Genomic DNA, 23,812 nt, shown 5'->3' with positions numbered 1-23,812 from the left:
CCCCGGAGCCATCCGAAGCGCAGCCCCACCGGGGCGAGCATCGGAATGGCGCAGGGCAGCCTCGGCGGGTAAAGAACCCTGACATCCGCCAGTTCGAAGCCCCGTCGCTCCGCCCCCCCCGGAAGTTGGATTTACGTCCGACTTCCGGGGGCGGTTCAGATGGAGCGGTTTTTTTCGCCCTGGAGCGTTGCCCTGCAAGTGTTATCAGGGCTTTCGATAGGATTTATTGCGAATTGTGACGTTATAATTCCCGGCTGCTTGCATGGGGACGTTCCCCAGAAAGGAGCTCCCAGCATGGTAATGATGTTGCCTTTCCTGACTGGCCTGATCGCGGTGTGGTTCGGCATGCTGGGCAGGCGCCGCCCCTGCGTGACCTTCTGGCTGCTGACGCTGGTGCTGTTCGCCGCCTGGTGCCAGTACCACATGACCAGCCCGCTGGCCTTGTCGTTCTGAGGGCGGGGCGATGATCTTCTCCCGCAATCCCGCGCGCGGCTCGCGCATCCTCAACGGCCTGGCGCTGCTGGGCATTACCGGCGCCCTGGGCATGGCCTTCTTCTGGCAGATCGCCTACGACGAGCTGCCTTGCCCGCTATGCCTGTTGCAGCGCGTGGCGCTGATGCTGGCCGGCATGGGCTTTCTGTTGAATATGCGCCTGGGTCCGTCGCCGCTGCACTACGCAATGAGCATTGCGGGCGCGCTGGGCGGCCTGCTGGCCTCGGGCCGGCAGGTGCTGCTGCACATTGCTCCTGGCGATCCGGGCTACGGTTCGCCGCTGCTCGGCCTGCACTTCTACACCTGGGCGTTCATTGCCTTCATCGCCATCATCGTGTTTTGCACGGTGATGCTGGCGGTCGACCGCAAGTGGGGCGACAACATGCTGCGCAAGCCGGTATCGGTGCTGGGCGTGCTGGTCATGGCCCTGTTTTTCCTGATGGCGCTGGCCAACGTCGGCAGCACCACGCTGGAATGCGGTTTCGGGCCTTGCCCGGACAACCCCACCAGCTACCAGTGGCTGAATTCCCCCTCCGCCACATAGCCCGGCGCCAGCGCCGGGTAAAATACCGGGTTTCGCGGCATCCGTCCGCGGTCCTTTGACTCTCCGCGGCCCTGCGCCGCGGTCTTCTACGACACCGGTTATGACAGCCAAGACTTCCGCAGCGGCAGAGGCCACCCCCGTGGTGGGCGTGATTATGGGTTCTTCCAGCGATTGGGAGGTCATGAAGCACGCGGTCACCATGCTGGAGGACTTCGGCGTGCCCCACGAGGCCCGCGTGATCTCCGCGCACCGCATGCCGCAGGACATGGCCGAGTACGGCGCCGAGGCGCATGCGCGCGGCCTGCGCGGCATCATCGCCGGTGCCGGCGGCGCGGCGCACCTGCCGGGCATGATGGCGGCGCTGACCGAAGTGCCGGTGTTCGGCGTACCGGTCCCGTCCAAGTACCTGCGCGGCGAGGATTCGCTGCTGTCCATTGTGCAGATGCCCAAGGGCGTGCCGGTGGCCACGTTCGCGATCGGCGAAGCCGGCGCCGCCAATGCGGCGTTGCACCTGATCGCCACCCTGGCGGGCACGGATGCCGGCTTGCATAAGAAACTGGTGGCGTTCCGCGCGCGCCAGACGCAAGCCGCGCGCGACATGAAGGTTCCGCCCGAGGCCTGATCAGAATGACTCAATCGACTGCTTTCATGATTGCTCCCGGCGGCTGGCTGGGATTGCTGGGCGGCGGCCAACTGGGCCGCATGTTCTGCCACGCGGCCCAGAGCCTGGGCTACAAGGTTGCGGTGCTGGATCCGGCCGCCGAATGCCCGGCGGGCATGGTGGCCGACCTGCATATCCAGGCGGCCTACGACGACGAGGCCGGGCTCGAGCGCCTGGCGCAGACCTGTCAGGCCGTGACCACCGAATTCGAGAACGTGCCCGCGGACAGCCTGCGCACGCTGGCTACGCGCTGCCGCGTCAGCCCGGCCGGAGATGCCGTGGCCATCGTGCAGGACCGCATCGCCGAAAAGACCTTCATCGCCTCGCAGGGCATCGCTGTTGCGCCGCACGCCGCCATCCGCAGCGAAGCCGACCTGCGTGCCGCGCCGCAAGACCTGTTTCCCGGCATCCTGAAAGTCGCCCGCCTGGGCTATGACGGCAAGGGCCAGGCCCGCATCGGCACGCGCGAGGAAGCGCTGGCCGCCTTCGCCGAATTCGGCGGCGTGGCTTGCGTGCTGGAAGCGCTGATGCCGCTGGACTACGAAATCTCGGTGGTGCTGGCGCGCGGCTTCGACGGCGCGAGCGTGGTGTTTCCCGTGGCGCGCAACGTGCACCGCGACGGCATCCTGGCGGTGTCGACCGCCGCACCCGTGCAGCAGGACGCGGCCCACGCCGAACGGCAGGCCCGCGCCACGCAGGCCGCGCAAGCCATCGCCCAGGGTCTGGGCTATCACGGCGTGCTGTGCGTGGAATTCTTCGTGCTCAAGGACGGTAGCCTGATCGTCAACGAGATCGCGCCGCGTCCGCACAACAGCGGCCACTACACCATGGATGCCTGCCTGACGAGCCAGTTCGAACAGCAGGCGCGCGCCATGGCCGGCCTGCCTCTGGGCGGTTCCGACCTGCTGGCGCCTGCCGTCATGCTGAACATCCTGGGCGACATCTGGTATCCGTCGGCCACCGCCACCGCGCAACGCGAGCCCGACTGGGCTGCCGCGCTGGCCGTGCCTACGGCCAAACTGCACCTGTACGGCAAGCGCGAAGCGCGCCGGGGCCGCAAGATGGGCCACATCACGATCGTGGCGCCCACCCTGCAGCAGGCCCGCGACGACGCCGCCCGCGTGGCGGCGGCGCTGGGCATGCAGGCTCCCGAGTAAAGCGTGGCGACTCCATGACTTCCTTGCCCCCGACCGCTTCCGCCAGCGCCGCAGAGATCGCCCAAGCCGCGCAGCGCATGCTGGACGGCGAACTGGCCGCCTTCCCCACCGAGACCGTCTACGGCCTGGGTGCGGACGCGGAGAACCCGCAGGCAGTCGCCAAGATCTACGCCGCCAAGGGCCGGCCGTCCAACCATCCCGTCATCGTGCACATCGCGCCGCAAGGCGACCTGTCGTACTGGGCGGCGGAAGTGCCGCAAGAGGCGCGCCTGCTGATCGACGCCTTCTGGCCCGGTCCGCTCACGCTGATCCTCAAGCGCGCGCCGCACATCGTCGACACGGTCAGCGGCGGCCAGGACAGCATCGGCATCCGCTGCCCCTCGCATCCCGTGGCCCAGGCGTTGTTGGCGGCCTTTGCCGCCGGCAAGCCCAACGGGCAGGGCGGGGTCGCGGCGCCTTCGGCCAATAAGTTCGGCCAGGTGTCGCCGACGCGCGCCGAGCACGTGCGCAGCGAGTTCCCCGAGGAAGTCGCGGCCGGCATGCCGGTGCTGGAGGGCGGCGCTTCGGAAGTCGGCATTGAATCCACCATCCTGGATCTGTCGCGCCTGGACCGCGGCGCCGGCCCCGTGCTGCTGCGTCCCGGCCACATCAGCGCCGCGCAGATCGAAGCCGTGCTGGGCGTGCAGGTGTTCGCGCCCGACGCGGCCGCGCCGCGCGCCTCGGGCACGCTGAAGGCGCACTACGCGCCACGCACGGCGCTCGAGCTGGCCACCGACGCCCGTCTGCGCGACGTGGTGCAGGGGCAGGGCCTGCCAGAGGGCAAGGTGGTGGTGGTCGCCTACGGCGATCGTCCCGCTGCGCTCGATGCCCGGGTGCAATGGCAAGCCGTGCCCGCCGATCCGGCGCGCTATGCGCAGGCGCTCTACGGCCTGCTGCGCGACCTGGACCAGCAGGGCTATGCCCGCATCATCGTGCAGGCGCCGCCCGCCACCGACGACTGGCACGCCGTCAACGACCGAATCGGTCGCGCCGCCGCTGCCTTCACGCTGGATACGACGGATCTGTGAGGCTTGCGCCTCACGCCGCCAGAAACTCCCCGATCCGCTCCACCGCCTGCCGCAACGGCGGCAGGAACTCCTCGGTCAGCCGGTTTAGCGGCACCCGCGCCGCCTTGACGCTGACGTTGACCGCGCCGCAGGCCTTGCCGCTGGCCGAGCGCACGGCCACGGAAATGGCGCGCACATTCAGTTCCAGTTCCTGGTCGACGACCGCATAGTCCTGCTCGCGGATGCGGGCAAGTTCCGCGCGCAGCCCGTCTTCGGAGATGATCGTGAATTCCGTGTAGGGCTGCAGCTCGGTCGCGGCGAAATAGCGCGCCAGCGCCGGTTCCGGCAACTGCGCCAGCAGCACCCGCCCGATGGACGTGCAATAAGCCGGCAGCCTGCTGCCCAGCCCCATCGAGGTGGCCAGCAGGCGCGTGACTTCGGACCGCGCCAGATACAGCATTTCGTGGCCTTCCATGATGGCCAGGGCGCAGGTCTCGTTGATGGTGGCGCTGAGCTCTTCCAGCACCGGCTGCGCCAGCGAGACGAAGGGCGTGGACGAGAAGTAGGCGTAGCCCAGGCCCAGGATGCGCGGGGTCAGCACATAGAGCCTGCCGTGCTGCTCGGCGATGCCCAGCAGGATCAGGGTGTGCAGGCAGCGTTGCACCACGGCGCGCGGCAGGCCGGCGCGGCGGCTCAGTTCGGCCGCGGTTTGCGGATGGCGCCGGGTGCCGAAGGCGCGGATCACATGCAGGCCGCGCGCCAGCGTCAACATGTAGTCCGGATCGCCGCGCAACTGGTCGGGATGATCTTCCGCCGCGAGCGGCGCGGCATAGCCGGGCGGGGGAAGATTGGGCCGCATCAGGCTGCGCGCAATGGCGCGCCGGTGCGCGCCTGGAGGGCTGAGAGGGTCATGCCGTCGATCATATCCCGAACCAGCAGCCCGTCCGGCGTGACCTCGATCACGGCCAGGTCGGTATAGATGCGGTCCACCACGCCGGCGCCCGTCAGCGGATAGGTGCAGCGCTCGACGATCTTGGGTTCGCCGCTCTTGCTGTTGTGTTCCATCATGATGTAGACGCTGCGCGCGCCCACCGCCAGGTCCATCGCGCCGCCCACGGCCGGTGCTTCCCCAGGCTTGGCCAGCGACCAGTTGGCCAGGTCGCCGTTGGCGGCGACCTGCATGCCGCCCATGACGCAGATGTCCAGGTGGCCGCCGCGCATCATCGCGAACGAATCCGCGTGATGGAAGTAGGCGCCGCCTGCGAGCAGGGTCACGGGCTGCTTGCCGGCGTTGATCAAGTCCAGGTTGATATCGGCGTCGGCGGGTGGCGGCCCCATGCCCAGGATGCCGTTTTCGCTGTGCAGCACGATCTCGCGGCCGGCGGGCAGGTGCGCGGCCACCAGCACGGGCATGCCGATGCCCAGATTCACGTAGCTGCCGTCGGGGATGTCCTGGGCCAGGCGGCGCGCCATGGCCTCGCGGGTCAGGGGTTGGAACATGCGGATTCCTTCTGGAGTGAACAGGCCCTAGCTGGAGAAGGCGGCGTTGGCCACCTGGGTGACGCGCTGGACGAAGATGCCCGGCGTCACCACGGCCTCGGGCGAGAGCTCGCCCAGCGCAGCCTTGGCGCGCACCTGCACGATGGCGGTCTTGGCCGCCATGCACATGACGGGGCCGAAGTTGCGCGCGCTCTTGTTGTAGGTGAGGTTGCCCCAGCGGTCGCCCAGATCGGCCTTCACCAGCGCGAAGTCGCCATGCAGGGGAAGCTCGAAGACATGGCCGCGGCCGTCGATCATGCGCGTCTCCTTGCCGCGCGCCAGTTCGGTGCCGTAGGCCGTGGGCGTGTAGAACCCGCCCAGGCCGGCGCCGGCCGCCCGCAGGCGTTCGGCGATGGTGCCTTGCGGCACGCATTCCAACTCGATGCGGCCTTGGCGGTAGAGCTCGTCGAAGACCCAGGAGTGCGAGGCCTTGGGAAACGAGCAGACCACCTTGCGCACGCGCCCGGCCTTGATCAGCGCGGCCAGGCCGGTCTCGTGGTTGCCGGCGTTGTTGCTGACCACGGTGAGATCGCGCGCGCCCTGCGCGATCAGGGCGTGGATCAGTTCCGTGGGCATGCCGGCGCCGCCGAAGCCGCTGATCAGCACGGTGGCGCCGTCGTGGATGTCCGCGACGGCGGACTCGGGCGTGTCGTAGAACTTGTCGATCATGGTGGGGCTCCGCGTTCAGTCCACGGTGATGCGCGCCTGCTTGATGATCCCGGCGTAGCGCGTCGAGTCCGTCTTCATCAGTTCCGCGAATTGCGCGGTGGTGCCGCTGGCCGGCAGGAAGCCCGCGTCCAGGAACTTCTGCTTGACGTCGGGTTCCTTGACGATTTCGCTGATCTCGCGCGCCATGCGCTCGATGATGGGCGCGGGCGTGCCGGCCGGCGCCATCAGTCCTGCCCAGGACCCGGTGACGAAACCGGGCAGGCCGGCCTCCTCCATGGTCGGGATCGAGGGTTCGGTGGGCCAGCGTTGCTTGCCGGTGAACGCCAGCGCCTTCAGCCGGTTCTGCTTGACGTACTGCATGGGCACGAGAATGGGGTCGAACACCATCGAGACCCGGCCGCCCAGCAGGTCGGCCAGGATGGGGGCGCTGCCCTTGTAGGCCACGTGCGTCATGGTGATCTTGCTTTGCAGCGCGAAGTCGGCGCCGGTCAGGTGCGCGCTGGAACCGTTGCCGCTGGAGGCATAGGTGAGCTTGTCCGGGTTCTTGCGGGCGTATTCGACCAGTTCGGCCACCGTCTTGACCGGTATTTCCTCCGCCACGAACAGGAACAGAGGCAAGTCCGCCATTTGCACCACCGGCGTCAGGTCGGCCGGCTTGTAGCCCAACTTGTACAGATGGAAATTGATGATGTAGGCCGGAAGGATGGAAAGAAAGGTGTAGCCATCCGCCTCCGCCTTGGCGGCGATGGCCGAGCCCACGCTGCTGTTGGCGCCGGGGCGGTTTTCGATGATGATGGTCTGCTTCAGGCGCGGGCCGAGCTTGTCCATCACGATGCGGGTAACGATGTCGGTCGAGCCGCCGGGCGTGTACGGCACGATGACCTTGATGGGCTTGCTGGGCCAATCATCGGCCGCATGGACGGCGCCGGCGGCCAGGCCGGCGGCGGCCAGGGCCGTGCCCAGCAGGGTCTTGAGGGTGCTGCGGCGGGACTGCAAGGTGCTTGCATGGGGCATGGGTTGGTCTCCTCCATGAATCGGCCGCTATCGGAAGCGCGGCCGTTATTTTTGAGAGATCGCGGCGCCGGCAGCGGCGGGCCCGGGACGCGAAAAAAGTATGGCACCAAGGCAAGCGCCGATCGCGGCCCGGCGGACGGATAAAGTTCGTTCACCGGACAGCTCGGCAACCTTCTGGAACAGCGGCCTGTTCTCCGGGTTTCCACTAGGCGCCGTTGCGTTGTTCACGCCGTGGACATCGCTTAATCTGGCGGCCGGCCCAGTAAGGCAGGGCTCGGTTTCAAACGCAGCCGGCTTACAAGCCGGCGCGGCATCCCTCTCAGGAGTAGCGACCATGAAGCGTTCCATCTTGTTTGCAGCCAGCGCTCTTGCCCTGGCTTGCGCATCCCAGGCAGCGGTGGCGGGGCCCACCCTCGATGCCGTGAAGAAAAAAGGATTCGTGCAATGCGGCCTGACCGACGGCGTATCCGGCTTTTCGGCCACCAACAGCAAGGGCGAATGGGAAGGCATGGACGTGGACATCTGCCGCGCGGTTGCGGCGGCCGTGTTCGGTGATCCGACCAAATTCAAGGGCACGCCGCTGTCCACGCAGCAACGCTTCACGGCGCTGCAATCGGGCGAAGTGGACGTGCTGCTGCGCACCGTCACCTTGACGCAGACCCGCGACACCTCGCTGGGCCTGGCGGCGGTGGCCGCCAGCTTCTACGATGGCCAGGGCATCCTGGTGAACAAGAAGCTGGGCGTCAAAAGCGCCAAGGAGCTCAACGGCGCCACGGTCTGCGTGCAGCCGGGCACCACTACCGAACTCAACCTGGCCGACTGGTTCCGCACCAACAACATCGAGTTCAAGCCGGTGGTGATCGACAAGGTGACCGAGGTCGTGCGCGCCTTCGAGTCGGGCCGCTGCGATGCCTTCACCGACGATTCCTCGCAACTGGCCGCAGTGCGGGCCACGCAGGTCGCCAAGCCGGACGACTACGAGATCCTGCCGGAGCGCTTCTCCAAGGAGCCGCTGGGCCCCATGGTGCGCCAAGGCGACGAGAACTGGCTGGGCATCGTGCGCTGGACGCTGTTCGCGCTGATGGAGGCCGAGGAATACGGCATCACGCAGAAGAACGTGGACGAAATGCTCAAGAGCAACAACCCCAACATTGCGCGCATCCTGGGCGTGACGCCGGGCGCGGGCAAGAACATGGGGCTGGATGAAAAGTGGGCCTACAACGCCATCAAGGCGGTGGGCAACTACAGCGAAGTGTTCGAGCGCAACGTGGGCAAGGACAGCAAGCTTGGCCTGCAACGCGGCACGAATGCGCTGTGGAACAAGGGCGGCGCCATGTATCCCTGGCCGATCCGTTAAGGTTCGCGCCCGTCGAGACGGCCCGGTATTCCGGGCCGTTTTTTTATGGCATCGCCACGCGATACGTTCGCACCGTAATGCGGTACGCTATGCGCTTTCCACTGGACGCCCCACGCGCCATGACGCAGACCCGAAACGCCGAGGATTCCCCATTGTTCATCGCCGCGCTGGCACGCGGCGTCTCCGTCCTGCGGGCCTTCAGCGAGGGGCAGCCGGCCATGACCCTGCCGGAATTGGCGGAAGCGACGGGCCTGAGCAAGAGTTCGGTGCAGCGCTTCACCCATACCTTGTGGACCTTGGGCTATCTGCGCAAGGATCCCTTGAGCAAGAAGTTCTCGCTGGGGCCCTGGTCGCTGGAGCTGGGCATGAAGTATGTGCAGACCAGCCCGCTGGTGCTGGGCGGCAATCCTTTCCTGCATACGCTCAACCGCAACAGCCAGGAAACCTGCAGCCTGGCCGAGCCCGATGGCCTGGACATGGTCTACGTGGCGCGCTTTGCCACCCACAAGGAAATGTTCGTGAACATGCCGGTCGGTATGCGGCTGCCGCTGTATTGCACGGCGGCGGGCAGGGCGGTACTGGCCAGGCTGGATCCCGTGGTCGCGCGCGGCCTCCTGGAGCGCTGCGACCGTAAGTCCTATACGGCGGCCACCATCACCGACATGGACGCGCTCCTGTCCGAGCTGGAGTTCGCGCGGCGCCACGGCTATGCACGCTCCAACGGCGAGTTCTATCCGGGGGACATCACGGTCAGCGCCGCAGTGCTGGATGCGGGGGGCACGCCGGTGGGGGCGGTCAACGTGTCGGTTCCGTCCAGCCGCTGGTCGTTCGAGCAGGCGCAGGCGGTGTTCGGCCCGCAAGTGGTGGAAACGGCGCACGCCATCAGCGCGTCGCGCACGCTGGGACGGTCGCGTCCCTACTACGAAATGGAGCCGCCGGGCGGCGCCTTGCGCGACGCCATGCCGTTCGCCAGCGACGACGCCTAAGTCCTGCCCAAGCCCCGCGCCAGCGCCTGCGCGCGGATGCGCTGAGCGTTTTATCCACACTAAATTAGTCGGATATAAAAATGCCGATTAGGGGAAAATCCCTAATTGGCCGGGTGCTTGTATGCGCGCTAATCTTATTTCGACACGATCATATCGCACAGCGATTTGATCGAATCTAAATAATGATCCCGATCGTGATCGTGGGTACGCGTCGTCACACAGGAGCCGAGTTGTGCAGCAGCCAGCCGAAGTCTGTTTTCATCCCGTCGCCGGGTTCATGGGCCTGCCTTCCGTTCGCGCCGCCGGCTCGGGCGCGGCGCGGGCCTGCGTGGTGGGCATTCCCTTTGATTGCGGCACGCATCCGTTCCGGGTCGGCTCGCGCCAGGGGCCGGACGCGATCCGCGAGCAATCCAGGCTGTTGCGGCCCATCGACATCTTCCGGCGCCACGGCATCGATAACCCGCCGGAGTTCCTGCGCGCCATCGATGTGGGCAACGTGGCCTGCCATCCGGGCGATCCGGACGCATCCTATCCGCTGATCGAGGCCGGCATCGGCGCCATCCTGGATTCGGGCGCCATTCCCATTTCCATGGGGGGCGACGGCGCGGTCACCTTGCCGCAGCTGCGCGCCGTGGCGCGCCGCCATCCGGATTTCGTGGTGCTGCATTTCGATTCGCACACCGACACCTACCCCATTCCTGGCTACAACACGGCCACCACGTTCACGCGCGCCGCCGAAGAGGGGCTGCTGGACGTGGCGTCCAGCTTCCACGTCGGCACGCGCGGCAGTTCCTTCATGCCGGGCGTATTGGAGTTCGGGCGCGAGGTCGGGTACACGATCCTGCCTTACGACGATTTCGATCAGGACCAGAAGGGCGCGCTGGAACAGATCAAGCAGCGCATCGGCCAGCGTCCGGTGTACCTGTGCTTCGACATGGACATCTTCGATCCCTCCTGCGCGCCGGGCGTGTGCACGCCGGAGTGGGGCGGACTGACGGCCAAGGAAGGGTTGGCGTTGCTGCGCCAGCTCGCGGGCCTGAACTTCGTGGCGTTCGACGTCAACACCGTGTCGCCGCCGCAAGACGTGCAGGGAGCCACGGCCTTCCTGGCCGCCACCGTCATGCAGGAATTCTGCGCGCTGGCGGCGGTAGCGGTGCAGCAGTATCCGCAAGGGCGTCCGGCCTGAGCCGGGTCCGCCACGCCGATAACTTCATTCAAGGGGAAAACGATGAAATTCAAATCCATCCTGTTGAGCCTGGCCGCTGCCAGCCTGCTGGTCCATGCCGGCGCGCAGGCGCGCACGCTGGACGAGGTTCGCGCGGACCAGAGCCTGAACGTGGTTACCACGGCGTCCGCGCCGCCGCACGGCTTCAAGAATCCGAAGTCGAACCAGCTGGAGGGCATCATGGTGGACGTGGCCGCAGGCGTGGCCAAGCACCTCAAGGTGTCGGACAAGCTATCCGATGTGCCGTTCTCCGGCTTGATTCCCACGCTGACCTCGGGCCGCGCCGACGTCATGTCCGCGCCGCTCTTCATCACCGAGGAACGCGCCCGCGCCATCGATTTCTCGGCGCCGGTCTATGAATGGGGCGAGGGCATCGTGGTCAGCGACAAGGCCGACAAAAAGTACGCCAAGTTCGAGGACATGAAAGGCCAGCGCGTCGGCGTGCTGGTGGACTCGGTGCAGTTCAACATGATCAAGGACATGCCCGGTACCAAGGTATCCACTTACCAGGACTACTCCACGCTGCTGGCCGATGTGCGCGCCGGCCGCATCGACCTGGGCATCGTGGATCCGCCCAGCATCATCTACCAGATCAAGACCAAGAACATCCCGGGCGTGAAGCTGGATACGGGCTACCAGCCGCAGCGCAAGTGGCAGGTGGGCATGGCGGTGCAGAAGGGCAATGCCGCGCTGCTGGAGGCCGTCAACGGCGCGCTGGCGCAGATGAAGCAGAACGGCGAGCTCGCCGCCATCGGGCAGAAGTGGGGCGTGGCCGACCTGATGAGCAAGTAACGCCGCACCGGCACGGATAAGGAGCACGACTTGGATCTCGCGACCCTGCGCATGTACCTGGCCCCCCTTGCCGAGGGGACGGTCTGGACCCTGGCGCTGTTTTTCTGTTCGGCATTCCTGGCGGTGGCCTTGGGCCTGCTCGTCTGTCTGTGCCGTTTGTCGCCATCGCGGCTGCTCAGCCGCGGAGCGCGTTTCTACATCGACGTGATACGCGGCACGCCGCTGCTGCTGCAGCTGTTCTACATCTATTACGGCCTGCCCGAGATGGGCGTGGTCATCAACGGTTTCGTCGCCGGCGTGCTGGGGCTGACGCTGAACTTCGGCGCCTATCTGGCGGAGCTGTTCCGCAGCGGCATCCAGTCGGTAGATAGCGGCCAGTACGAGGCGGCGCGCGCGCTGGGCCTGGGCAAGGTGCAGCGGCTGCGCCGCATCGTACTGCCGCAGGCGTTGCGCACCGTGTTCCCGGCGCTGGGCAATTACGCGCTGGTGCTGATCAAGGAAACCTCGCTGGTAGCCGTCATCAGCGTCTATGAACTGATGCGCGCCGGCGAAATGCTGGCGGGCGCCACCTTTCAGGCGTTGACCGTCTACACCATGGTGGGCGTCATCTACTTCGCCATGTGCAGCGTGCTGGCGTACCTGTTCCGCCGTTCCGAAAAGCGCTTGACCGTGCCGGGGTACTGGAGCGGCGCGGGCGAAAACCACGACATTTCCAAGGCCTGATGCGATGGATGGATTGAACTACGCCGCCCCTATCATCACCATGCAGGGCGTATGCAAATGGTATGGCGACTTCAAGGTACTGGACGACCTGGCGCTGGAGGTGCTGCCCGGAGAAAAACTGATCCTGTGCGGGCCGTCCGGTTCCGGCAAGTCCACGACCATCAGGCTGATGAACCGCCTGGAGGAACACCAGAAGGGCCGCATCGTGGTCGACGGCATCGAACTGAACGACGACCTGAAGAACATCGAACGCATCCGTGCAGAGGTTGGCATGGTGTTCCAGCACTTCAACCTGTTCCCGCATCTGACCGTATTGGATAACTGCACGCTGGCGCCGATGCTGGTGAAAGGCGTGCCGCGCGAGGAGGCCGAAGCGCGCGCCATGGAATACCTGGAGCGGGTGAAGATCCCGCAGCATGCGTCCAAGTATCCGGGTCAGCTTTCCGGCGGCCAGAAGCAGCGCGTGGCGATCGCGCGAGCCCTGTGCATGCGGCCCAAGATCATGCTGTTCGATGAGCCCACTTCCGCGCTGGATCCGGAGATGGTCAAGGAGGTGCTGGACACCATGGTGGCGCTGGCCAGCGACGGCATGACCATGGTGTGCGTCACGCACGAGATGGGCTTTGCGCGCGAGGTCGGCGACCGGGTGGTTTTCATGGACCAGGGGGCGATCGTCGAAGCGGACACGCCGGACAATTTCTTCCGCGCGCCGCGCACCGAGCGCGCGCAGGCCTTCCTCGGGCAGATACTGGGCTGAGGATGCCCCTGCAAATTCCGCTTGGCGGAACCTGCGGAATGGTTCCATGACGACGGCCTGAAATGGTTCTAGCCGGTTTCGGCTACGCTACCTATCATGCATGTCATGCGGGCGCGCATGCGCCCATGCACCGCCCATGGAAAATGATCAGGGAAAAACGATGAACGGCGCTGATAGTCTTTGCGATACCTTGCTGGCCAACGATGTGGATGTTTGCTTCGCGAACCCGGGCACATCTGAAATGCACTTTGTCGCGGCATTGGATCGCAAACCGAAGATGCGTTGCGTGCTGGGCCTGTTCGAAGGCGTGGTGACGGGCGCGGCCGACGGCTACGCACGCATGGCCGACAAGCCTGCGGCCACCTTGCTGCATCTGGGCCCCGGGCTGGGCAACGGCCTGGCCAACCTGCACAACGCCAAGCGCGCCCGCACGCCCATGGTCAACATCGTTGGCGACCACGCTACCTATCACGTCCAGTACGACGCGCCGCTGACCAGCGACGTCGAGGGCGTCGCGCGTCCGATGTCGCACTGGGTCAAGCGCACCATGCAGGCCGCCGACCTGTCCGCCGATGCCGCCGAGGCCGTGAGCGTGGCGCGCCGTTCGCCCGGCAATATCGCTACGCTGATCCTGCCGGCCGACGCGGCCTGGACGGATCTGCCGGAAAACACCGCGCCGGTGTTGGCCAAGAGCGAGGCCCTGGCCCAGACCTCGGCCGAGGCGGTGCGCGCGGCGGCCGCCGCGATCCGCTCGGGCGAAGTCACGACCCTGATGCTGGGCGGCACCGCACTGCGCGAGCGCGCGCTGAACGCCGCCGGCCGCATCGCGCGCGCCACCGGCGTGCGGTTGGTATCGGAAACCTCGAACCGCCGCATCGAGCGCGGCGGCGCGCGCACGCCGGTGGATCGCCTGCCGTATCCCATCGACCTGGCGGTGGCCAAACTGAAGGATGTGCGCCATCTGGTACTGGTGGGCGCGAAGGCGCCGGTCGGCTTTTTCGCGTATCCGGGCAAGCCCAGCCTGCTGGCGCCGCCCGATTGCAAGCAGGTGGTGCTGGGCACGCCGGAGCAGGACTTGGCGCATGCGCTGGAGTGGCTGGCCGACGAACTCGGCATTGCTCAGGACGCGCCGCGCTTGGCGGCGGCTCCGGCCAACTACGAGGTGCCGCAGTCCGGCAAGCTGACCGGCGCCGCCGTCAACGTGCTGGTCGCGCATCATCTGCCCGAGCAAGCCATTGTCTGCGACGAGTCCATCACCCAGGGCCGCGAGTTTCCCATCTACAGCGCCAGCAGCGCGCCGCACGACTGGCTGATGCTGACGGGCGGCGCCATCGGCATCGGCCTGCCCCTGGCGACCGGCGCCGCGGTCGCCTGCCCCGACCGCAAGGTCGTCACCCTGCAGGCCGACGGCAGCGGCATGTACACCTTGCAGGCGCTGTGGACGCAGGCGCGCGAGAACCTGGACTGCCTGACGGTGATCCTGGCCAACCGTTCCTACGCCACGCTGCACGGCGAGATGAAGAACGTGGGCGTGCTGGAGCCGGGCCGCAACGCCCGCCGCATGCTGGACCTTGAGGAACCGTATCTGGACTGGACGCATCTGGCGCGCGGCATGGGCGTGGAAGCGGTCAGCGTGGATACGGTGGAAGGATTCGCGCGCGCGCTGCAGGAAGGCCTGAAGCGCCGCGGCCCGTTCCTGATCGAAGCGGTGATCTGAACGGCCAGCGCGTCTCAGTTCAGGAAATAGCCGGGCTGGGGCGCGGCGATGACGGCGCGGTATTCGTCGAGCAGCAGTTCGGCGTGCCGCGTCAGCGGCCGTATGCGCGAGCGCACAATGCGCGAATGGATCAGCAGGCTGGGACGGAAAGGCCTGACCACGAACTGGTCTTCGGGAAAAGGCACGATGGCGGCGGGCTCCACCAGGCCCACGCCCACGCCTGCGCGTATCAGCGCCAGCAGCGCGGCCGAGGAGGTCACCTCGACTGACACCGGCATGTGCAGGCCGGCCTCGGAGAACGCGATCTCCAGGAAACTCCCGAAATTCGTCTGCGGGCCGTACGAGAGGAAGGTCTCGGATTTCAGATCCTGCGCCGTGACGTGATCCAGGCCGGCATAGCGGTGGCCGCGAGCGGCGACGCAGACCAGGTGTTGCGGGCCGAGATCTTCGTTGTGCGTGTCGGGCGAGGCGGTGATGTCATGCACCAGGCCGAAATCCGCCTGTCCGTTCAGCACGCGGTCGACGACAGGCTGGTTGGCCAGGATTTCCAGCGTGACGGTAATGCCGGGATGGCGTTCGCGCAAGCGCTTGACGGCTTGCGGAATGAAGGTTGCTGCCTGCGTGGGTATGGCGGCCACGGTGACGTTGCCATGGTCCGGATTGGCGAGGCTGCCGATCAGGCGCTGCACCACGCCATAGGATCCGTAGAGATGCTCCACGCTTTCCTGCAACCGCAGCGCTTGCGGCGTCGGCACCAGGCGCTGGTGCGCGCGTTCGAACAGCAGCAGGCCCGTGTCGTCCTCGAGCTGGCGCAGCATCTTGCTGGCTGCGGATTGCGTCATGCCCAACAGCTTCGCCGCGCGCGACACCGAGCCTGAAATCATGATGGCGTTGAATACCCCCAACTGCGCGAAGCTGGGTTCGCGCGGTTCGTGGGATCTGGCCAGTCCGAGATGCGAGCGAGGGCTCATGGGCAAGAGGGCCTAGGGGAAGTACGGATAGGTGCAAAGCTCATATATTGCATGAAAGAAATGGCGCCGTCATCATGCCCGCTCCCTTATCCCCAACCGGAGCAAACCGATGAAGACGCCTACGCAAGACCCTTGCCTGACCGATGCGGCGCGCCTTGCGCTGAGCGATCCCTCGTTGAGTTCCGCGCGCCGCCGCCAGTTGTTGGCCTTGCTGGGTGCGGCTGGCGTATCAGCCATGTTGCCGCTGGGCCGCGCGCGCGCCGATGCGGGCAAGATCGTCGTCTGCAACTGGGGCGGGGACGCCATCAAGCACCAGCCTACCGTATGGGGCAAGCCCTTTGAAAAGGCGAGCGGCATCAAGGTCGAGTTCGATGGCACCGGCCCCTCGTTCGGCAAGATCCGCACCATGGTGGAATCGAAGAACGTAGTCTGGGACGTGTGCGACGCCAATCTTGCCGCGGCGCATTCGCTGGGCAAGCGCGGCTATCTGGAACCGATCGACTACACGATCGTCGACCGCAACAAGGTGCGGCCCGGCTTCAGCAGCGAGTATGGGATCTCGCATTTCATCTACAGCTTTGTGCTGGCGTATGACAAGAAGGCCTTCGGCGATCGCGTGCCCCGGACCTGGGCTGATTTCTGGAACACGAAAGACTTTCCTGGAACGCGCATCCTGCCGGATCGCGTGCTGGCCTCGCTGGAGGCCGCCCTGATGGCCGATGGCGTGCCCGCGGAGGCGGCCAAGATCTATCCCATCGACGAGAAGCGCGCGCTGGACAAGATCGCGGCGATCAAGGAGCACGCGATCTTCTGGAAGACGGGGGCCGAGAGCCAGCAATTGCTGCGGCAAGGCGAGGCCAGCATGGGACTGGTGTGGCATACCCGCGCGACCGTGATGCGGCGGGAACCCGGCTCGACCATCGATTTCACCTGGAACCAGGGCATCCTGATTCCCGCCGGCTGGCTGGTGCCCAAGGGCAATCCAGCGGGGCGCAAGGTGTTCGACTTCATCGCCTCGACGCAATCGCCGGAAAGCCAGATCGAGTTGTTGCGGCTGATGGGCAATGGCCCCGCCAACCCCGCCGCCAATGCGCTGGTGCCGCCGGAGCTGCGCAAGGACAATCCCACGGACGAAGAGAATTTCCGCTTGCAGATCGTGGCGGATGCGACCTGGCACGGCGAGAACCAGGACCGCATCTACAACGAGTACGTCAAAGTCATCACGGGTTGAGCCGCCAGCATGAGCGCATACGCGGATATGGTGTTGCATGGCGGCCGCATCGCCACGCTCGATGAAACCCTGGGCGTCGTGCCGGCGCTGGCGATACGGCATGGCCGCGTGGTTGGCGCGGGCACGGACGCGGACTGCCTGGCGCTGGCCGGGCCCGCCACGGCGAAGATCGACCTGGATGGCGCCTTCGCCATGCCGGGGATCAATGACAGCCATTGCCATCCGGACGGACAGGCGGTCAAGGCCGGACGCTGGGACGATCTTTCCAGCATCGGTTCGCCAACGGCGCTGCTGTGGCGCATCGCGGCATTCCACGGCAGCGCGCCAGCAGACGCCTGGTACCTGGGATTTCGCCTGGACGAGAACGATATCGGCGGCTATCCCTCGCGCGCGGCGCTGGACGCGGCGGCGCCGGGACGGCCGGTATTTCTGCTGCGGCGGGATGCGCAAGTAGGCGTGGCCAACAAGGCCGCGTTCGACGGCCTCGCGGCCAGCGGCCTGGCGCGCACGGTTCCGGAGCATTGCCTGAATCCGGCCGAGGGCATGGCGCGGGGCCGTGGCGTTTTCGCCTTCACGACGCATATCGCTGCGGGCGACCGGGTGGACGACTACCTCGACGGCTATCCGGCGATTTTCGGCGAGATGGCCAGGGTGGGTATCACCAGCGTGCACAACGCCCTGACCAGCGCCCTGGCGATGCAGGCGTACCGCCAGCTGCATGCGGCGGGAAAGCTGCCCGTGCGCGTGGGCATGATGCTCAACGGGCGCGACGAAGCCTTGGTCGACGATGTCATCCGGTCGGGCCTGCGCTTTGGCTTTGGCGATGAATACCTGCACCTGCTCGGCGTGGAGTATGGATCGGACGGCAGCACCAGCGGCCGCACCGCTGCGTACTACCGGCCCTATGCTGCCCTGGCAGGCAAGACGGATGCCCCGCAGGAATTCGGCGACGTGAATTTCTCCGCCGAGGAGCTGGCCTTCAAGGTGGGCCGGGTCATGGCCGCGGGCCTGCAGGCGGCGGCCACCGGCAACGGCGACCGCGGCATCGATTTCGCGCTCGATGCGTTCGAGCATGCGCTTGCCATGCATCCCGGCGCGGTGCCGCCGCGCATCGAACATTGCTGCTGCGCGCCGCCCGCGATCCAGGCGCGCATGGCGCGCCTGGGCGTGATCGATTCCTCGGCGGCAGGTTTTGCCTACAACCTGGGCGACGCCTATCTGCGCAACCGGCCCGAATCGGACTGGCCTTGGCTGTGGCCGCACCGCGACATGCTGGATCGGGGGGTGCTGGTCTGCGGGCATTCGGACGCGCCGGTATGCGACCGCAATCCCTTCCTGGGCATGTGGTCGATGGTCAATCGCAAGACCGCCTCGGGGGCCGGGATCGGCGCTGCGCAGGCGATTTCGGTGGACGAGGCCATGCGTTGCTACACCGTCAATCCGGCGCGGGCCGAGCGCCAGTACGCAAGCAAGGGCACGCTGGCGCCGGGCAAGCTGGCCGACCTGATCGTGCTGGACCGTGACCTGTATCGCATTCCCGCTGACCAGATCAAGGAGGCCGCGGTGCGCGCCACGCTGGTCGGCGGCCGCGCCGTATTCCGTTCGCCGCTTGCATCGTGGGCGGATCAACTTCCCGAGGAGGACTGAACCCATGCAGCGCTCGCTTCCCGCCGTGCTGGTTCTGCCCGTGGTGTTGCTGGTCGGAGGTTTGTTCCTGCTGCCGGTCCTGCGCATCCTGGCGATCAGCTTCACCGAGCCCGTCGCGGGCATCGGCAATTATGTGGCGCTGTTCACAGAACCGCTCTATCTGAAGATCATGGCCACCACGGCCAGGGTATGCATCTGGACCACGGTCATTGCCCTGACGCTGGGCTACGTGGTGGCCTATGTCATGGCCAACGTGCCTGAGCAGGTGCGCAGCTGGATGACGATATGCCTGTTGGTGCCGTTCTGGCTGTCGGTGCTGGTGCGGGCGTTTGCCTGGGTTCTGTTGTTGTCGAAGGAGGGCGTGGTCAATGCGACGCTGATGGCGCTGGGGCTGGTCGACCGGCCGCTGGCGCTGTTGCGCAACGAGACCGGCGTGCTGATAGGCATGGTGCACTACATGATTCCCTACGCGGTGTTGCCGATGCTGACCAACATGCTGGGCATGGACCGGTCGTTGATGGCGGCCTCGCGCGCGCTGGGAGCCGGACCGGTGCAGACCTTCCTGCGCGTGTACCTGCCGCTGTCCCTGCCGGGCGTGTTGGCAGCGGCGGTGCTGGTCTTCATCTTCTGCTTGGGGTTCTTCATCACGCCGGCCTTGCTGGGCGGAGGAAAGACCGTGATGGTGGCGCAGTACATCGAGTTCGGCATCAGTGAAACCATGAACTGGGGAATCTCGACCGCGTTCGCCAGCGCCTTGCTGGTCACCGTGGTGCTGAGCTTGATCCTGATGTCGCGCTGTGTGCGCGTTCCTTCCCTGTTCGGTGCGCCATGAGCATACGTCCTTCATGGTGGTTCGCGGCGGCGGCCTTGGCCGCGGCACTGGTGCTGGCCTACCTTTTTCTGCCGGCGCTGGTGGTCATTCCCGTTTCGTTTACCGACCGCAGCTATCTGTCGTTTCCGGCGGAATCCTGGTCCTTGCAACACTATAGGCAACTGGTGGAAAGCCCGGTCTGGCGCGACAGCCTGCTGCAGAGCGTTGCCGTTTCGGCGGTTTCGACGCTTGCCGCCACCGCGCTGGGCTGCGCGGCCGCCATCGGTGCGTGGAAGCTGGGCGCGCGCATGGGCGGCCTGGTTCGCATGCTTGCCTTGCTGCCGCTGATCGTGCCCACCATCGTGGGCGCGCTGGCGTACTACCGCCTGTACATCGACCTGGGCTTGCTCGATACCTACACCGGGGTGGTACTGGCGCATGTCGTGGCCGCCACGCCCTTCGTGTTCGTGTCGGTCGGATCGGCCCTGGCCAATTTCGATCCGCGCCTGGAGCAGGCGGCCCGTTCCATGGGTGCGCGGCCCCTGCAAGTCCTGCGGCGCGTGACTTTGCCCGGCATCCGGCCCGGCATCGTTTCGGGCGCGATCTTCGCGTTCATCGTGTCCTGGGATGAACTGGTCGTGCTGCTCTTTATCACCACGCGCAACGTCTATCTGTTGCCGCGCGCGATGTGGGATGGAATCAACGAGAACGTCGATCCCACCATCGCGGCCGTGGCTACTTTGATGATCTTGATCACCTTCATCTGCCTGTGCGTCGAGCGCTTGCTTGCGCACCGGAAAGGAAAGCGGGAACCCTCATGAATCCGTCTCTTGCTTCATCTGAACCCCTGCTGCGCGTGCAGGGACTGCGCAAGTTGTTCGGCGCCACGGTGGCGCTGGATGGCGTCGATTTCTCGCTGGCTCCGGGAGAATTCCTCACGCTGCTGGGCCCGTCGGGATCCGGCAAGACGACCACCCTGATGTCGATCGCGGGCTTTGTCACGCCTACTGCGGGCGAGATCTTCCACAGGGGCGAATCGATCACGCGGCGTCAGCCCGAGGAGCGGGGTTTCGGCATGGTGTTCCAGGGCTATGCGCTGTTTCCCCACATGACGGTGGAACAGAATGTGAAGTTCCCCTTGTCGATACGCGGTGTATCCGCGGCCGAGGCGCGCAGCCGCGCCCGCGCCGCGCTCGAGCAGGTGCAGCTCGGCGCCTACGCGGCAAGATATCCCCGGCAGCTTTCGGGCGGGCAGCAGCAGCGCGTGGCGCTGGCGCGCGCGCTGGTGTACCGGCCCGACGCGCTGCTGCTGGACGAACCGCTATCCGCCCTGGATAAAAAGCTGCGCGCGGATCTGCAATGGGAACTGCGCAAGTTGAACAAGGAGTCCGGCGCGTCGTTCCTGTACGTGACGCACGACCAGGAAGAGGCCTTGTCCATGTCGGACCGCATCGTGATCTTCAACCACGGCCGCATCGCGCAGATCGGCTCGCCTTCTGAACTCTATGAGCGGCCGGCGAACTTGTTCGTGGCCGAGTTCCTGGGCCGCAGCAACGTGCTGGAAGGCACGGTGCGGTCCGTCGACCAGGACGGCGTGGCGGTGGATTACGAAGGGGGCACGATACAGGCGGGGGCCGTCAGCCGTGCGCATGCCGCCGGCGACAGCGTGCGTCTGGTGGTGCGGCCGCACCAGTTGCGCCTGGCGCCTGCGGGGCATCCCGGCCTGCAGGCCAAGGTAGAAGCGCTCAGCTATGCGGGCAATCTGCTCAACTACCTGTTGCGCACGCCTCGCGGCACGCCGCTGTATCTGGAGTTGGTCGCCGGCGCGCCTGGTCTTGCGGACTTGCGGCCGGGGGGCGACGTAAGCGTGGTGCTGGATGCCGCGGCCGTCACGGTTCTGGATGCCGCGGAACCGTCCTGACCTATACCCCGAGATAGCGCGTCAGCTGCTCCGGCTGCCGGGCCAGCGACGCGCTGTCGCCATCCTGCACGATCTGGCCTTTCTCCATCACCAGGCAGCGGTCGGTGTGTTCCAGCACCGCGCGGTAGTTGCGGTCCACGATCAGGGTGGACATGCCGCTGGCGCGGATCTGCCGGATGATCTTCCAGATTTCGGCCACGATCAGCGGCGCCAGGCCCTCGGTAGCCTCGTCCAGGATCAGCAGTTCGGGGTTGGTCATCAGCGCCCGGCCTATGGCCAGCATCTGCTGTTCGCCGCCCGACAACTGCTGGCCGCCATGGCCCAGGCGTTCCTGCAGGCGTGGAAACACCTCCAGCACGCGTGCATAGGTCCATTCCTGGCGGCCGTCCCGGCCGGCGCGCGCCGCCACCTGCAGGTTCTCGCGCACGTTCAGGTTGGGAAAGATGCCGCGTCCTTCAGGCACGTAGGCCACGCCCATGCGGGCGATGGCATGCGGCTGCGCGCGGGTGCAGTCGCGCCCGTCCACCCGCACACTGCCCTGGGCGCTTTTGACGTGGCCCATCAGGCTGCGGATCAGCGTGGTCTTGCCCATGCCGTTGCGGCCCACCAGGCCGACGGATTCTCCCGGCGCGATATGCATGTCTATGCCGCGCAGCACGTGGCTGGCGCCGTAATAGACGTGCAGGCCGCCGGCTTCGATCAATGCGGTCATAGCGGGGCTCCATGCGTCTCTTCGCCGAGGTACGCGGTGCGCACGTCGGGGTTGGCGCGGATCTCGTCCGGCTTGCCGCTGGCGATGGCGGCGCCGTTGACCATGACGGTGATGGTTTCGGCGACGCGGAAGACCGCGTCCATGTCGTGTTCCACCAGCAGGATGGCGTGGCCGGGCTTGAGCGCTTCCAGCAGTTCCAGGATGCGGTCGGTTTCCTCCGGTCCCATGCCGGCCAGGGGTTCGTCCAGCAGCAGCACCTGCGGCTCGCCCGCCAGGCACATGGCGATTTCAAGCTGGCGCTTGCGGCCGTGCGGCAGCAGCCCGGCCTCGCGCGCGGCCTCGTCGGCCAGTCCGGTGCGTTCCAGCGCGTGGCGCGCAAGGTCCGCGCTGTGGCGGCATTCCGCGGCCGAGCGCCACCAATGCCAGAAGCGCTGGCGGCGCGCCTGGGCGGCCAGCCTGCAATTTTCGAACACGCTCAGTTCGGGAAAGATGGTGGACCGCTGGTAGCTGCGGCCCAGGCCGGCGCGGGCGCGGTCGGGCTGGCGCCAGGCGGTGATGTCGCGGCCGCCCAGCATCACCTGGCCGCTGCTGGGCGCGAGTTCGCCCGACAGGATGTTGATCAGCGTGGACTTGCCCGCGCCGTTGGTGCCGATGACGGCATGGACCTGGCCGCGTCGCAATTGCAGCGACACGCCGTTGACCGCCGTCAGGCCGCCGAAGCGGCGCGTGACCGCGCTGGCGGCAAGCAGGACGTCAGACATGGGGCTCTCCCTGGATGGGCAGGCGGGCAGGGGCCGGCGGACGGCCGGAAGGGGCCGTGTCCGGCTTGGGCGCGGCATTGCGGGCGGCGTCGTGGCCCGGGCTGGGCGCAGCGTTGCGCGCCGCGCGCCGCTGGCGCAACTGAGCCGGCAATCCGGCCAGGCCATTGGGCAGCAAGGCCACCAGTGCGATGATGGCGATGCCCAGGGGCAGGTGCCAATGGCGCGCGTAGTCGCCGAACAGTTCCTGCGACTGGAACAGTTCCTGCAGCAGCACCAGTGCCACGGTGCCCAGCACCGCGCCGCCCAGGCTGCCCATGCCACCCAGGATCACCATCAGCAGCACCAGGCCGGATTGTTCCCAGGCCAGCAGCTCGGGCGTGACGAAGCCGTCCTTCAGGGCGAATAGAAAGCCGGCCAGGCTGGCCAGCGTGGCGCCCACCACGTAGGCAGCCAGCTTGTACGGATAGGTCGAGTAGCCGGCTGCGCGCATGCGCTGTTCGTTGATGCGGATGCCGGCCAGCGCGGCGCCGAAGGGCGAACGCCGCAGGAGCGCCAGAAAGCCCCAGGCCAGCGCCAGGCAGGCCAGCACGAAGAAATAGAAGGTTCGCGCATCGCTCAGGTCGAACGGCATCCAGCCGCCCACGGACAGCTCGGGCCGGAAGTACAGATAGATGCCGTCGCTGCCGCCGCCGATCTTGGTGTCGTGGAACACGTAGTAGGCCATCTGCGAGAATGCCAGCGTGACCATGATGAAATACACGCCGCGGGTGCGCAGCGCCAGCGCGCCGGTCACGAGCGCATAGGCCGCAGCGGCGAGCAGCGCGGCGGGCAGCAGCCACCACAGGCCCGCGGCCTCGGATTCCGGCGACAGCAGCGCCGCGACGTAGGCGCCGATGCCGAAGAAGGCGGCATGGCCCAGGCTGACCAGTCCGGCGCCACCTACCAGCAGTTGCAGGCTGAGCGCGAAGATCGCGTAGATCATGATCTTGATCGCCAGGCCGGTGTAGTAGTCGCTGCCGTTCCAGGCAAAGGCGGCCAGGGCCAGCAGCGCCGCAATGGGCAATAGTCGGTTCAACATG

The 23,812-nt window shown here is 66.7% G+C and carries 25 protein-coding genes; 17 read left to right on the top strand and 8 right to left on the bottom strand.

Features of this window, described 5'->3' with window-relative positions:
• The first annotated feature begins 294 nt into the window (after window positions 1-294).
• From AC6LKD_RS22905 to AC6LKD_RS22885, 5 genes are all read left to right on the top strand, one after another.
• Window positions 295-453 (top strand): DUF5993 family protein, encoded by a 159-nt coding sequence (locus tag AC6LKD_RS22905; RefSeq protein ID WP_498117552.1) that lies wholly within the window; start codon window positions 295-297, stop codon window positions 451-453.
• Between the two features lie 10 nt (window positions 454-463).
• Window positions 464-1,036 (top strand): disulfide bond formation protein B, encoded by a 573-nt coding sequence (locus AC6LKD_RS22900; protein WP_013395672.1) that lies wholly within the window; start codon window positions 464-466, stop codon window positions 1,034-1,036.
• A 100-nt stretch (window positions 1,037-1,136) separates the two neighbouring features.
• On the top strand, window positions 1,137-1,658 hold the full coding sequence (purE, locus tag AC6LKD_RS22895) for a 5-(carboxyamino)imidazole ribonucleotide mutase (RefSeq protein ID WP_013395671.1): 522 nt from the start codon (window positions 1,137-1,139) through the stop codon (window positions 1,656-1,658).
• A gap of 5 nt (window positions 1,659-1,663) precedes the next feature.
• Window positions 1,664-2,854, top strand: a complete 1,191-nt coding sequence (locus AC6LKD_RS22890; protein WP_498117551.1) for a 5-(carboxyamino)imidazole ribonucleotide synthase — start codon at window positions 1,664-1,666, stop codon at window positions 2,852-2,854.
• 14 nt (window positions 2,855-2,868) lie between these two features.
• A complete protein-coding gene (locus AC6LKD_RS22885) occupies window positions 2,869-3,921 on the top strand; it encodes an L-threonylcarbamoyladenylate synthase (protein WP_013395669.1) in 1,053 nt (350 codons plus the stop codon).
• A gap of 10 nt (window positions 3,922-3,931) precedes the next feature.
• Here the strand turns inward: AC6LKD_RS22885 and AC6LKD_RS22880 are convergent, their stop codons facing one another.
• Genes AC6LKD_RS22880 through AC6LKD_RS22865 form a run of 4 tightly spaced genes read right to left on the bottom strand, consistent with a single transcriptional unit; the run spans window position 3,932 to window position 7,122 of the window.
• On the bottom strand, window positions 3,932-4,759 hold the full coding sequence (locus tag AC6LKD_RS22880) for an IclR family transcriptional regulator domain-containing protein (protein ID WP_013395668.1): 828 nt from the start codon (window positions 4,757-4,759) through the stop codon (window positions 3,932-3,934).
• Window positions 4,759-5,400 carry a 3-oxoacid CoA-transferase subunit B gene (locus AC6LKD_RS22875; protein WP_013395667.1) on the bottom strand — a complete coding sequence of 214 codons (642 nt, stop codon included), beginning with the start codon at window positions 5,398-5,400 and terminating at the stop codon, window positions 4,759-4,761. The genes AC6LKD_RS22880 and AC6LKD_RS22875 overlap by 1 nt, the downstream gene beginning before the upstream one ends.
• Window positions 5,401-5,427: 27 nt before the next feature.
• Entirely contained in the window at window positions 5,428-6,108 is a 681-nt protein-coding gene (locus AC6LKD_RS22870) for a 3-oxoacid CoA-transferase subunit A (RefSeq protein WP_498117550.1), read from the bottom strand.
• Window positions 6,109-6,123: 15 nt separating this feature from the next.
• Window positions 6,124-7,122, bottom strand: a complete 999-nt coding sequence (locus AC6LKD_RS22865; protein ID WP_498117549.1) for a Bug family tripartite tricarboxylate transporter substrate binding protein — start codon at window positions 7,120-7,122, stop codon at window positions 6,124-6,126.
• 334 nt (window positions 7,123-7,456) lie between these two features.
• Here AC6LKD_RS22865 and AC6LKD_RS22860 point away from each other — a divergent pair, with 334 nt between their 5' ends.
• The 7 genes from AC6LKD_RS22860 to AC6LKD_RS22830 all read left to right on the top strand — a co-directional run bounded on the left by AC6LKD_RS22860 (window position 7,457) and on the right by AC6LKD_RS22830 (window position 14,679).
• On the top strand, window positions 7,457-8,479 hold the full coding sequence (locus AC6LKD_RS22860) for an amino acid ABC transporter substrate-binding protein (protein ID WP_013395664.1): 1,023 nt from the start codon (window positions 7,457-7,459) through the stop codon (window positions 8,477-8,479).
• A 119-nt stretch (window positions 8,480-8,598) separates the two neighbouring features.
• On the top strand, window positions 8,599-9,465 hold the full coding sequence (locus tag AC6LKD_RS22855; protein WP_492276492.1) for an IclR family transcriptional regulator: 867 nt from the start codon (window positions 8,599-8,601) through the stop codon (window positions 9,463-9,465).
• A 277-nt stretch (window positions 9,466-9,742) separates the two neighbouring features.
• A complete protein-coding gene (locus AC6LKD_RS22850; protein ID WP_041656097.1) occupies window positions 9,743-10,651 on the top strand; it encodes an arginase family protein in 909 nt (302 codons plus the stop codon).
• 42 nt (window positions 10,652-10,693) lie between these two features.
• Window positions 10,694-11,482, top strand: a complete 789-nt coding sequence (locus tag AC6LKD_RS22845; protein ID WP_498117548.1) for an ABC transporter substrate-binding protein — start codon at window positions 10,694-10,696, stop codon at window positions 11,480-11,482.
• A 30-nt stretch (window positions 11,483-11,512) separates the two neighbouring features.
• Window positions 11,513-12,205, top strand: coding sequence for an amino acid ABC transporter permease (locus AC6LKD_RS22840; protein WP_013395660.1), 693 nt, complete (start codon window positions 11,513-11,515; stop codon window positions 12,203-12,205).
• A gap of 4 nt (window positions 12,206-12,209) precedes the next feature.
• The gene (locus tag AC6LKD_RS22835) at window positions 12,210-12,962 is read left to right on the top strand and encodes an amino acid ABC transporter ATP-binding protein (protein ID WP_013395659.1); all 753 of its coding nucleotides are present in this window, start codon (window positions 12,210-12,212) and stop codon (window positions 12,960-12,962) included.
• Between the two features lie 160 nt (window positions 12,963-13,122).
• Window positions 13,123-14,679, top strand: coding sequence for an acetolactate synthase large subunit (locus AC6LKD_RS22830; protein WP_498117547.1), 1,557 nt, complete (start codon window positions 13,123-13,125; stop codon window positions 14,677-14,679).
• A gap of 14 nt (window positions 14,680-14,693) precedes the next feature.
• Here AC6LKD_RS22830 and AC6LKD_RS22825 read toward each other — a convergent pair whose 3' ends face one another.
• A complete protein-coding gene (locus tag AC6LKD_RS22825; protein WP_498117546.1) occupies window positions 14,694-15,650 on the bottom strand; it encodes a LysR family transcriptional regulator in 957 nt (318 codons plus the stop codon).
• Between the two features lie 109 nt (window positions 15,651-15,759).
• Here AC6LKD_RS22825 and AC6LKD_RS22820 point away from each other — a divergent pair, with 109 nt between their 5' ends.
• The 5 genes from AC6LKD_RS22820 to AC6LKD_RS22800 are packed head-to-tail and all read left to right on the top strand — an operon-like array spanning window position 15,760 to window position 21,260.
• The gene (locus AC6LKD_RS22820) at window positions 15,760-16,881 is read left to right on the top strand and encodes an ABC transporter substrate-binding protein (protein ID WP_498117545.1); all 1,122 of its coding nucleotides are present in this window, start codon (window positions 15,760-15,762) and stop codon (window positions 16,879-16,881) included.
• Window positions 16,882-16,890: 9 nt separating this feature from the next.
• Window positions 16,891-18,528: an amidohydrolase gene (locus AC6LKD_RS22815; protein WP_498117544.1), complete on the top strand. Its 1,638-nt coding sequence runs from the start codon at window positions 16,891-16,893 to the stop codon at window positions 18,526-18,528.
• 4 nt (window positions 18,529-18,532) lie between these two features.
• Window positions 18,533-19,360, top strand: coding sequence for an ABC transporter permease (locus AC6LKD_RS22810; protein WP_498117543.1), 828 nt, complete (start codon window positions 18,533-18,535; stop codon window positions 19,358-19,360).
• Window positions 19,357-20,160, top strand: a complete 804-nt coding sequence (locus tag AC6LKD_RS22805) for an ABC transporter permease (protein ID WP_498117541.1) — start codon at window positions 19,357-19,359, stop codon at window positions 20,158-20,160. Before AC6LKD_RS22810 ends, AC6LKD_RS22805 begins: the two co-directional genes overlap by 4 nt.
• The gene (locus AC6LKD_RS22800) at window positions 20,157-21,260 is read left to right on the top strand and encodes an ABC transporter ATP-binding protein (protein WP_498117540.1); all 1,104 of its coding nucleotides are present in this window, start codon (window positions 20,157-20,159) and stop codon (window positions 21,258-21,260) included. The genes AC6LKD_RS22805 and AC6LKD_RS22800 overlap by 4 nt, the downstream gene beginning before the upstream one ends.
• A 1-nt stretch (window position 21,261) precedes the next feature.
• Here the strand turns inward: AC6LKD_RS22800 and AC6LKD_RS22795 are convergent, their stop codons facing one another.
• The 3 genes from AC6LKD_RS22795 to AC6LKD_RS22785 are packed head-to-tail and all read right to left on the bottom strand — an operon-like array spanning window position 21,262 to window position 23,811.
• Window positions 21,262-21,972: an ABC transporter ATP-binding protein gene (locus AC6LKD_RS22795; RefSeq protein WP_498117539.1), complete on the bottom strand. Its 711-nt coding sequence runs from the start codon at window positions 21,970-21,972 to the stop codon at window positions 21,262-21,264.
• Window positions 21,969-22,733, bottom strand: a complete 765-nt coding sequence (locus tag AC6LKD_RS22790; protein ID WP_013395650.1) for an ABC transporter ATP-binding protein — start codon at window positions 22,731-22,733, stop codon at window positions 21,969-21,971. Before AC6LKD_RS22790 ends, AC6LKD_RS22795 begins: the two co-directional genes overlap by 4 nt.
• Window positions 22,726-23,811 carry a branched-chain amino acid ABC transporter permease gene (locus AC6LKD_RS22785; RefSeq protein WP_492276495.1) on the bottom strand — a complete coding sequence of 362 codons (1,086 nt, stop codon included), beginning with the start codon at window positions 23,809-23,811 and terminating at the stop codon, window positions 22,726-22,728. The genes AC6LKD_RS22790 and AC6LKD_RS22785 overlap by 8 nt, the downstream gene beginning before the upstream one ends.
• Between the last annotated feature and the right edge of the window lies 1 nt (window position 23,812).

It is taken from the genome of Achromobacter sp. D7-1 (genome assembly GCF_059760445.1).
This window is presented reverse-complemented; position numbering and strand designations above follow the sequence as displayed.

Bases quoted from the DNA above. Each gene is read 5' to 3' on its own strand.
- AC6LKD_RS22905 (WP_498117552.1), top strand. From the start codon at position 295: ATGGTAATGATGTTGCCTTTCCTGACTGGCCTGATCGCGGTGTGGTTC.
- AC6LKD_RS22900 (WP_013395672.1), top strand. From the start codon at position 464: ATGATCTTCTCCCGCAATCCCGCGCGCGGCTCGCGCATCCTCAACGGC.
- purE (WP_013395671.1), top strand. From the start codon at position 1,137: ATGACAGCCAAGACTTCCGCAGCGGCAGAGGCCACCCCCGTGGTGGGC.
- AC6LKD_RS22890 (WP_498117551.1), top strand. From the start codon at position 1,664: ATGACTCAATCGACTGCTTTCATGATTGCTCCCGGCGGCTGGCTGGGA.
- AC6LKD_RS22885 (WP_013395669.1), top strand. From the start codon at position 2,869: ATGACTTCCTTGCCCCCGACCGCTTCCGCCAGCGCCGCAGAGATCGCC.
- AC6LKD_RS22880 (WP_013395668.1), bottom strand. From the start codon at position 4,759: ATGCGGCCCAATCTTCCCCCGCCCGGCTATGCCGCGCCGCTCGCGGCG.
- AC6LKD_RS22875 (WP_013395667.1), bottom strand. From the start codon at position 5,400: ATGTTCCAACCCCTGACCCGCGAGGCCATGGCGCGCCGCCTGGCCCAG.
- AC6LKD_RS22870 (WP_498117550.1), bottom strand. From the start codon at position 6,108: ATGATCGACAAGTTCTACGACACGCCCGAGTCCGCCGTCGCGGACATC.
- AC6LKD_RS22865 (WP_498117549.1), bottom strand. From the start codon at position 7,122: ATGCCCCATGCAAGCACCTTGCAGTCCCGCCGCAGCACCCTCAAGACC.
- AC6LKD_RS22860 (WP_013395664.1), top strand. From the start codon at position 7,457: ATGAAGCGTTCCATCTTGTTTGCAGCCAGCGCTCTTGCCCTGGCTTGC.
- AC6LKD_RS22855 (WP_492276492.1), top strand. From the start codon at position 8,599: ATGACGCAGACCCGAAACGCCGAGGATTCCCCATTGTTCATCGCCGCG.
- AC6LKD_RS22850 (WP_041656097.1), top strand. From the start codon at position 9,743: ATGGGCCTGCCTTCCGTTCGCGCCGCCGGCTCGGGCGCGGCGCGGGCC.
- AC6LKD_RS22845 (WP_498117548.1), top strand. From the start codon at position 10,694: ATGAAATTCAAATCCATCCTGTTGAGCCTGGCCGCTGCCAGCCTGCTG.
- AC6LKD_RS22835 (WP_013395659.1), top strand. From the start codon at position 12,210: ATGGATGGATTGAACTACGCCGCCCCTATCATCACCATGCAGGGCGTA.
- AC6LKD_RS22830 (WP_498117547.1), top strand. From the start codon at position 13,123: ATGAACGGCGCTGATAGTCTTTGCGATACCTTGCTGGCCAACGATGTG.
- AC6LKD_RS22825 (WP_498117546.1), bottom strand. From the start codon at position 15,650: ATGAGCCCTCGCTCGCATCTCGGACTGGCCAGATCCCACGAACCGCGC.
- AC6LKD_RS22820 (WP_498117545.1), top strand. From the start codon at position 15,760: ATGAAGACGCCTACGCAAGACCCTTGCCTGACCGATGCGGCGCGCCTT.
- AC6LKD_RS22815 (WP_498117544.1), top strand. From the start codon at position 16,891: ATGAGCGCATACGCGGATATGGTGTTGCATGGCGGCCGCATCGCCACG.
- AC6LKD_RS22810 (WP_498117543.1), top strand. From the start codon at position 18,533: ATGCAGCGCTCGCTTCCCGCCGTGCTGGTTCTGCCCGTGGTGTTGCTG.
- AC6LKD_RS22805 (WP_498117541.1), top strand. From the start codon at position 19,357: ATGAGCATACGTCCTTCATGGTGGTTCGCGGCGGCGGCCTTGGCCGCG.
- AC6LKD_RS22800 (WP_498117540.1), top strand. From the start codon at position 20,157: ATGAATCCGTCTCTTGCTTCATCTGAACCCCTGCTGCGCGTGCAGGGA.
- AC6LKD_RS22795 (WP_498117539.1), bottom strand. From the start codon at position 21,972: ATGACCGCATTGATCGAAGCCGGCGGCCTGCACGTCTATTACGGCGCC.
- AC6LKD_RS22790 (WP_013395650.1), bottom strand. From the start codon at position 22,733: ATGTCTGACGTCCTGCTTGCCGCCAGCGCGGTCACGCGCCGCTTCGGC.
- AC6LKD_RS22785 (WP_492276495.1), bottom strand. From the start codon at position 23,811: ATGTTGAACCGACTATTGCCCATTGCGGCGCTGCTGGCCCTGGCCGCC.